General features: G+C 69.9%; 2 protein-coding genes, 1 tRNA gene and 1 rRNA gene. 3 read left to right on the top strand and 1 reads right to left on the bottom strand.

From position 1 onward, the window contains the following. Positions 1-149 precede the first annotated feature (149 nt). Positions 150-266: ribosomal RNA gene (rrf, locus tag ACZ46W_RS06715) — 5S ribosomal RNA — on the top strand. Positions 267-461: 195 nt separating this feature from the next. Then, positions 462-534: transfer RNA gene (locus tag ACZ46W_RS06710), tRNA-Thr, on the top strand. Between the two features lie 58 nt (positions 535-592). Here ACZ46W_RS06710 and ACZ46W_RS06705 read toward each other — a convergent pair. Next, positions 593-3,244 (bottom strand): SpoIIE family protein phosphatase, encoded by a 2,652-nt coding sequence (locus tag ACZ46W_RS06705; RefSeq protein WP_468332292.1) that lies wholly within the window; start codon positions 3,242-3,244, stop codon positions 593-595. 283 nt (positions 3,245-3,527) lie between these two features. Between ACZ46W_RS06705 and ACZ46W_RS06700 the strand changes: the two genes are divergently transcribed. Beyond that, positions 3,528-9,062: a HAMP domain-containing protein gene (locus ACZ46W_RS06700; protein WP_468332289.1), complete on the top strand. Its 5,535-nt coding sequence runs from the start codon at positions 3,528-3,530 to the stop codon at positions 9,060-9,062. Positions 9,063-9,225 lie beyond the last annotated feature (163 nt).

Below are 9,225 nucleotides of genomic sequence, written 5' to 3'. Positions count from 1 at the left end.
GGTTGATAGGCCGGATATGGAAGCCCAGTAATGGGTGGAGTTGACCGGTACTAATAGGCCGAGGGCTTGTCCTCAGTTGCTCGCGTCCACTGTGTTAGTTCTGAAGTAACGAACTCCCTTTGCTGGTTGAGTTGTTATCTTCATAGTGTTTCGGTGGTCATAGCGTTAGGGAAACGCCCGGTTACATTCCGAACCCGGAAGCTAAGCCTTTCAGCGCCGATGGTACTGCAGGGGGGACCCTGTGGGAGAGTAGGACGCCGCCGAACAATTATTGGCCTCAGGCCCTGGACTTCGTGTCCGGGGCCTGAGGCTTTTTTGCGTTCATGTGGCCGTGCCCCAGGTGGGACAGGGGACTTGAGGGACGGTCACCATACCCTGTGTCAGCGCCGGTTAGGCATTCCCGCTCGTTCGGGGTATGCTTTATCTCGTTGCCGAGGGGGAAACCCCGAAGCGACTGGCCGGCCCCTATAGCTCAGTCGGCAGAGCGTCTCCATGGTAAGGAGAAGGTCAACGGTTCGATTCCGTTTGGGGGCTCTGAACGAAAGAAGGCCCCCGCCCAAGTGGCGGGGGCCTTCTTCGTGTTGACGGGCGGTCACTCCTGGTGGGGCTCCGGGACGCGCATCGCCAGGATGGCCATGTCGTCGGACGGCGGCTCCGCGGCGAAGCGCTCGACCGCGCGCATGATGCGGGCGGTGACCGCGCCGGCCGTCAGGCCCGTACACGTGGTGAGGACCTCGGTGAGGCCGTCGTCGCCCAGCATGCGCGGGCCCTCGCGGCGCTCGGTGACGCCGTCGGTGACGCACAGGAGGACGTCGCCCGGGTTGAGCGTGACGGTCTGCTCGTACAGCTCCAGGTCGTCCATGACGCCGAGGAGCGGCTGCGGGTCGGCGGCGGGCTCGACCGTGCCGTCCTGGCGGAGGCGCAGCGGGAGCGGGTGGCCGGCGCAGACGACCTTGAGGAGGGCGCTGCCGTCCTCCTGGGGCCACAGCTCGCCGTACAGGAGGGTGAGGAAGCGGCTGCGGGCGCCCTCGTCGAGGATCGCGGCGTTCAGGCGCTCCAGGACCGCCGGGCCGCCGAAGCCCTCGCGGGCCAGCAGCCGCAGGGCGTGGCGGGCGAGGCCGGTGACGGCGGCCGCCTCCGGGCCCGTACCGCAGACGTCGCCGATGGCGAAGCCGTACGCGTTCTCCCGGATCGGGAAGAGGTCGTAGAAGTCGCCGCCGACCTCGTTGCCCTCGCCGGCCGCGCGGTAGATGACGTCGACCTCGACGCCGGGGATCTGGGGGAGGCCCGGGGGCAGCAGGCTGCGCTGGAGGGACTGGCTGATGGCCATGCGCTCCGAGTACAGCCGGGCGTTGTCCAGGGCCAGGGCGGCCCGGCGGGAGAGGTCCTCGGCGAGCTCCAGGATCTCCTGGCGGAAGTGGTCGTCGGAGGGCTTGCCGAGGGTCAGCATGCCGATGACGCGGTTGCGGGCGACCAGGGGGAGGACGACGGTCTCGCCGCCGACCGCGGCGGCCGTGGCCAGCGTCGTACCGATGCCGGAGGAGACGGGGCTGGAGGCGAGGCCCAGCTCGCGCATGGAGGTGCGTAGCGCCGCCTGGTGGGCGGCGTCGGCGGGGGCCGTCCAGACGCGCGCTCCCGGCGACGGGACGGGCTCGGGCGGGGGGATCTTGGACAGGAGGGCCTTGAGGCCGTCGATGCGCTCCTCGTCCTCGTGGAGGACGTACGAGAGGTACGGCTCGGAGGTCGGGTCGGCGATCGTGTAGACGGCGCACCAGGTCGCGAGGGTGGGGACCGTCATCTGGGCCATCAGGGCGAGGGTCTGGTCGCGGTCGAGGGTGCCGGCGAGCAGGTCGGAGGCCTCGACGAGGAAGCTGAGGGAGCCGCGGCGGAGGCGTTCGAGCTCGCCGAGGCGGGCGGACTCGACGGCGAGGGCGATGCGGTCGGCGGCGAACTGGAGGCGGAGGGCCTCCTCGTTCGAGTACCGCCCGGCGGCTTCGGCGGCGACGCCCAGGGAGCCGGTGAGGCGGCCCTCGACCTTGAGGGGGACGGTGACGACCGAGCGCATGCCGGTGCCGTTGAGGAGCGGGACGGAGCCGGGGACGGCCAGGAGGTCCTCGTGGACGGCGGGCATGCGGGCGGAGGAGTAGCGGCCGGTGCCGGCGGCCTCGACGGGGACGCGGGCGAAGCGCTGGCGGGCGGAGGGCAGGCCGGTGGTGGCCCGTACCTCCAGCTCGGTCTCGTCGTCGGTGGCGAGCAGGAGGAAGGCGGCGTCGCCGTCCAGCATGTCGCGGGCGCGCTCGACGGTGCGCTGGAGGAGGCCGTCGAGGTCGTCGGGGGCGGGGGAGCCGATGAAGACCTCGAACGGGTCGGTGGTGCGGCTCTCGCTGCTGGAGTCGACGGGGGTGCGCTGCGGGGACTGGAGGATGGCGCGTTCGTAGTCCCGTACGAGGAGGCAGACGGTGGACGGCTCGCCTTGGGTGTCCCGTACGCGCAGGTGGGAGGCGTAGACGGGGATGACACGGCCGTCGGTGCCGCGGATGCCGTAGCTGCCCTCCCAGCGGGAGAGACGGAGGGCCTCGGCGATGCCGGTGCCGATGCCGGGGGTGTGAGGCCAGGCGGCGAAGTCGCCCAGCGGCTTGCCGACGACCTGGTCGGCCGCGTACCCGAAGAGGTGCTCGGCGTCCTCGTTCCAGGCGGTGATGGTGCCGTTCCGGTCGATCTGGACCACGGCGACGCGGACGCGGTCGTCGGCGACCGGGAGGAGGTCGGTGGCCAGCAGGGGGCCGGCGGAGCGGGTGCCGACGGGGCGTTCGGGGAGGTCGAGCTGGAACCAGACCTGTTTGTGGGTGGGGGAGTACTCCACGCCCCAGCGGGAGGCGAGGGCGGCGCACAGGAGCAGTCCCCGGCCGTTCTCGCTGTCGGGGCTGCTCAGGGAGCGGCCGGTGCCCTGGAGGGGCACCTCGCGCTCGGGGTAGCGGTCGGCGACCTCGATGCGTACGCCGTTCTCCGTGCGGAGGCACAGGACGTCGGCGGCGGTGCCGGCGTGGATGACGGCGTTGGTGACGAGTTCGCTGGTCAGGACCACGGCGTCGTCGACGACGTCGGTGTACCCCCAGCCCTGGAGGGTGTCCCGGACGAAGGCCCGGGCGGTCGCCACGGACCGTCCCACGGGTTCGAAGGTGGCGGCCGCCCGAGCGGTGATCACAGAACTCCTCGTACGCGTCTCGACGCCCGGCTCTGCCATGATCGGCCCTGCCCCTCCCCGGTGCCCGGTGGTCATACAGCGTCGCGCCGCCCCTGCCGGGCGGACCGGGGCGGTTGGACAGCCGGATGCCAGGTTACTTACCTTCGCTGTCCGGGCGGATGGTGGTCACCGCTGTTTCCGTCCCCCGAGGGCGGGGACGTTATGCGAAGCTGCCGAACTGTTATGGCCTGGTTCTGTCGTGGTGAAACACTGGGAAGGCTTCCAGCGGCAGAGGGAGCGGCAATGCCCGAGCAGTACGGTCAACCCCTGCGGGAGGGACACGGTGGAGTCTGGCGTGACGGCGCGGGGCGGTAGCACGCGCGCGAAGGGCGGACGGACCCGGAGCGGTGGGACCGTCGAGGTGGACGCCGCTGCCCTGGAGCGGCTGCTCGCGGCTCTGGTGTCGATGCGGGACGGCAACGTCCGCAAGCGCCTGACCGTGACGGGTGACGGCGTGATGGCGGAGATCGCCTCCGTCTTCAACGAGGTCGCCGACCGGCAGATGCACCTGACCGGTGAGCTGTCGCGGGTGCGGCGGGTCGTCGGGCGGGAGGGCAAGCTGTCCGAGCGGCTGGAGGTCGGGGCCGGCGAGGGGGCGTGGGCCCAGGCCATCGAGGCCGCGAACGCGCTGGTGGACGACATGACGCGGCCGGTCTCCGAGGTGGGGCGGGTGCTGTCCGCGGTCGCGGAGGGTGACCTCGAGCAGCGCATGGAGTTGCGTTCGGAGGGTACGGACGGGTCGGCGCGGCCGCTGCGGGGCGAGTTCCTGAAGGTCGCCCGTACGGTGAACAACCTGGTTGACCAACTGTCGGCGTTCACCGACGAGGTGACGCGGGTGGCGCTGGAGGTCGGTACCGAGGGCAAGCTGGGCGGCCAGGCGCAGGTGCGCGGTATGTCGGGTTCGTGGAAGGACCTGACGGATTCGGTCAACACCATGGCGTACCGGCTGACCGCTCAGGTGCGTGACATCGCTCTCGTGACGACGGCGGTCGCCAAGGGTGATCTGTCGCGGAAGGTCACCGTCCATGTGGCCGGTGAGATGCTCCAGCTCAAGAACACCGTCAACACGATGGTGGACCAGCTCTCGTCGTTCTCGTCCGAGGTGACGCGGGTCGCGCGTGAGGTGGGTACGGAGGGCGAGCTGGGCGGCCAGGCCGAGGTGCCGGGCGTGGCCGGTGTGTGGAAGGACCTGACCGACTCCGTCAACACGATGGCGGGGAACCTGACCTCCCAGGTGCGGGGCATCGCCGAGGTGACGACGGCCGTCGCCAACGGCGACCTGTCGCAGAAGGTGACGGTGAGCGCGCGGGGTGAGGTGGCGCAGCTCGCCGACACGATCAACCAGATGACCGAGACGCTGCGGACGTTCGCCGACGAGGTGACGCGGGTGGCGAGCGAGGTCGGTGCCGAGGGGCTGCTGGGCGGTCAGGCGCAGGTGCCGGGTGCGGCGGGCACGTGGAAGGACCTGACCGATTCGGTCAACACGGTCTTCCGGAACCTGACGACGCAGGTGCGGGACATCGCGCAGGTGACGACGGCGGTCGCGAACGGCGACCTGTCGCAGAAGGTCACGGTCGATGTGGCCGGCGAGATGCTGGAGCTGAAGAACACCGTCAACACGATGGTGGACCAGCTCTCGGCGTTCGGTTCCGAAGTGACCCGGGTGGCGCGGGAGGTCGGCGTCGAGGGCCGGCTGGGCGGTCAGGCGGAGGTGCCGGGCGCGGCGGGCACGTGGAAGGACCTCACCGATTCGGTGAACACGGCGTTCCGCAACCTCACCGGCCAGGTGCGGGACATCGCGCAGGTGACGACGGCGGTCGCGAACGGCGACCTGACGCAGAAGGTCACCGTCGATGTCGCGGGCGAGATGCTGGAGTTGAAGAACACCGTCAACACGATGGTGGCGCAGCTCTCGTCGTTCGCCGACCAGGTGACGCGGATGGCGCGGGACGTGGGCACCGAGGGCCGGCTCGGCGGGCAGGCGCGCGTACCGGGTGTCTCCGGTACGTGGAAGGAGCTGACCGACTCCGTCAACTTCATGGCCGGCAACCTCACCTCGCAGGTGCGTCAGATCGCGCAGGTGACGACGGCGGTGGCGCGGGGTGACCTGTCGCAGAAGATCGACGTGGACGCGCGCGGGGAGATCCTGGAGCTGAAGAACACCATCAACACGATGGTGGACCAGCTCTCCGCGTTCGCCGAGCAGGTGACCCGGGTGGCGCGCGAGGTGGGCACGGACGGGCGGCTCGGCGGGCAGGCGCAGGTGCCGGGCGTGGCCGGTGTGTGGCGCGACCTGACGGACTCGGTGAACGGCATGGCCGGGAACCTGACGGCCCAGGTGCGCAACATCGCGCAGGTCGCGACCGCCGTGGCGCGCGGTGACCTGTCGCAGAAGATCGACGTGGACGCGCGCGGCGAGATCCTGGAGCTGAAGAACACCCTCAACACGATGGTGGACCAGCTCTCCAACTTCGCCGAGCAGGTGACCCGGGTGGCCCGCGAGGTGGGCACCGAGGGCATCCTGGGCGGTCAGGCGGAGGTGCAGGGCGTCTCCGGCACCTGGAAGGACCTGACCCAGTCCGTCAACTCGATGGCGAACAACCTCACCTCCCAGGTGCGCAACATCGCCGAGGTGACGACGGCGGTCGCCAAGGGCGACCTGTCGAAGAAGATCACCGTTGATGCCCGGGGCGAGATCCTCGACCTCGTCACCACCGTCAACACGATGGTCGACCAGCTCTCCAACTTCGCCGACGAGGTGACGCGAGTCGCCCGTGAGGTGGGTACGGAGGGCATCCTCGGCGGTCAGGCCCGGGTGCGGGGCGTCACCGGCATCTGGAAGGACCTGAGCGACAACGTCAACGTGATGGCCAACAACCTGACCTCTCAGGTGCGGAACATCTCGCGGGTGTCGTCGGCGGTCGCCAACGGTGACCTGACCAAGAAGGTGACGGTGGAGGCGCGCGGCGAGGTCGCGGAGCTCGCCGACACGGTCAACACGATGGTGACGACGCTGTCCTCGTTCGCCGACGAGGTGACGCGAGTGGCGCGTGAGGTGGGTACGGAGGGCGAGCTGGGCGGCCAGGCCCGGGTGCCCGGCGTCTCGGGTACGTGGAAGGACCTGACCGAGTCGGTGAACTCGATGGCGTCCAACCTGACCGGTCAGGTGCGCCAGATCGCCACGGTCACCACCGCCATCGCCAAGGGCGACCTCACCAAGAAGATCGACATCGACGCCCGCGGTGAGATCCAGGAGCTCAAGAACACCATCAACACGATGGTCGACCAGCTCTCGTCCTTCGCCGAGGAGGTCACCCGCGTCGCCCGCGAGGTGGGCACGGAGGGCATCCTGGGCGGCCAGGCGCGCGTACGCGACGTCGACGGCACCTGGCGCGACCTGACCGAGTCGGTGAACGAGATGGCCGGGAACCTGACCCGGCAGGTGCGCGCCATCGCGGCCGTGGCCACGGCGGTGACCCGCGGCGACCTGAACCTGAAGATCGATGTGGACGCGGCGGGCGAGATCCAGGTCCTCCAGGACAACATCAACACCATGATCGCCAACCTGCGCGACACCACCCTCGCCAACGAGGAGCAGGACTGGCTCAAGGGCAACCTGGCCCGGATCTCCGGCCTCATGCAGGGCCGGCGCGACCTCGACGACGTGGCCTCGCTGATCATGAGCGAGCTCACCCCGGTCGTCTCGGCGCAGCACGGCGCGTTCTTCCTGGCGATGCCGACCGGTGGCGGCGGTGAGATCGGGGCGGACGAGGACGGCTCGTACGAGCTGGTCATGCGCGGCAGCTACGGCTACTCGTCCGGGTCGATGCCCACGTCGTTCCGGCCGGGCGAGACGCTGATCGGTACGGCGGCCGAGGAGAAGCGGACCATCCAGGTCAATGTGCCGCCGGGCTACCTGAGGATCTCCTCCGGGCTCGGTGAGGCGGCCCCGGCGCATGTGATCGTGCTGCCGGTGCTCTTCGAGGGGAAGGTCCTCGGGGTGATCGAGCTGGCGTCGTTCCAGCCGTTCACCCAGATCCAGCGGGACTTCCTCAACCAGATCGCCGAGATGATCGCGACCAGCGTCAACACCATCAGCGTCAACACCAAGACCGAGGTGCTGCTGAAGCAGTCGCAGGAGCTGACCGAGCAGCTCCGCGAGCGCTCGGCCGAGCTGGAGAGCCGGCAGAAGGCGCTCCAGGACTCCAATGCCGAGCTGGAGGAGAAGGCCGAGCTGCTGGCGCAGCAGAACCGCGACATCGAGGTGAAGAACACCGAGATCGAGGAGGCCCGGCAGGTCCTGGAGGAGCGGGCCGAGCAGCTCGCGGTCTCCATGCGCTACAAGTCCGAGTTCCTGGCGAACATGTCGCACGAGCTGCGTACGCCGCTGAACTCGCTGCTCATCCTGGCGAAGCTGCTCGCCGACAACGCGGACGGGAACCTGTCGCCCAAGCAGGTCGAGTTCGCCGAGACGATCCACGGGGCGGGCTCGGACCTGCTCCAGCTCATCAACGACATCCTGGACCTGTCGAAGGTCGAGGCGGGCAAGATGGACGTCAGCCCGACCCGGATCGCGCTGGTCCAGCTCGTCGACTACGTGGAGGCCACCTTCCGGCCGCTGACCGCCGAGAAGGGGCTCGACTTCTCGGTGCGGGTCTCGCCGGAGCTGCCCGCGACGCTGCACACCGACGAGCAGCGGCTGCTCCAGGTGCTGCGGAACCTGCTGTCGAACGCGGTGAAGTTCACCGACAGCGGGGCGGTCGAGCTGGTGATCCGGCCGGCGAGGGCGGACGTACCGCAGTCGATCCGGGAGCAGCTCCTGGAGGCCGGTTCGCTGCGCGACCCGGAGGGCGACCTGATCGCCTTCTCGGTGACGGACACCGGTATCGGTATCGCGGCCAGCAAGATGCGGGTGATCTTCGAGGCGTTCAAGCAGGCGGACGGCACGACCAGCCGCAAGTACGGCGGTACGGGGCTGGGGCTGTCGATCAGCCGGGAGATCGCCCGGCTGCTGGGCGGCGAGATCCACGCGGCGAGCGAGCCGGGCCGCGGGTCGACGTTCACGCTGTACCTGCCGCTGCACCCGAGCGAGCTGCCCCCGCAGGGCTACGGGCACGGCCCCGGCGCGGACCTGCGCCAGGGCGCCGAGGACGCCGTACTGGACGGGCAGGGCGGCCAGCCGGGTGCCGTTGCCGACTCCGACCGCCCCGAGCGCTCCGACCGCCGCTCCGGCGCGGGTGCCCTGTTCCGGCACCGCCGCCGGGCGGCGCTGGGTGCCGCGGAGCAGCGGACCGCGCTGCCGGGTCAGTCCGGGCAGCCGGGCGGGGCGGCGGCCGGGGCGGCGGGCTCGTCGGGTGCCGGGGCGCCGGGGGCGTCCGGGGCGCCGGAGGCGTGGGCGGCGGCCGGGCAGGAGGCGGGCGAGCCGAGGCCCACCTTCGAGTTCCACGGTGAGAAGGTGCTGATCGTCGACGACGACATCCGCAATGTCTTCGCGCTCACCAGCGTGCTGGAACAGCACGGCCTGTCGGTGCTGTACGCGGAGAACGGCCGGGAGGGCATCGAAGTCCTGGAGCAGCACGATGATGTGACGGTCGTGCTGATGGACATCATGATGCCCGAGATGGACGGCTATGCGACGACGACGGCGATCCGCCGGATGCCGCAGTTCGCCGGGCTGCCGATCATCGCGCTCACCGCCAAGGCGATGAAGGGCGACCGGGAGAAGGCGATCGAGTCGGGCGCTTCCGATTACGTTACGAAGCCGGTGGATCCGGATCATCTGCTGTCGGTGATGGAGCAGTGGATGCGCGGAGAGTGAGCGGAGGAGGGTCGAATCCTGGCGAGTTGCTGACTGACTGTGGTCGAAAGCGTGTGAGAGGGCGGTATTCGGGGAACCTTCTGGTCTCCCACCGCGTTTCTGCTACGTGCACAGTGACATCGCGGTGACAGGGTGTGGTGACAGGCGGGGTGCGGCTACCATG

It is taken from the genome of Streptomyces sp. NPDC031064, assembly GCF_055570965.1.
The sequence above is the reverse complement of the archived record's forward strand: the minus strand, read 5'-3'. Positions and strand labels throughout refer to the sequence as shown.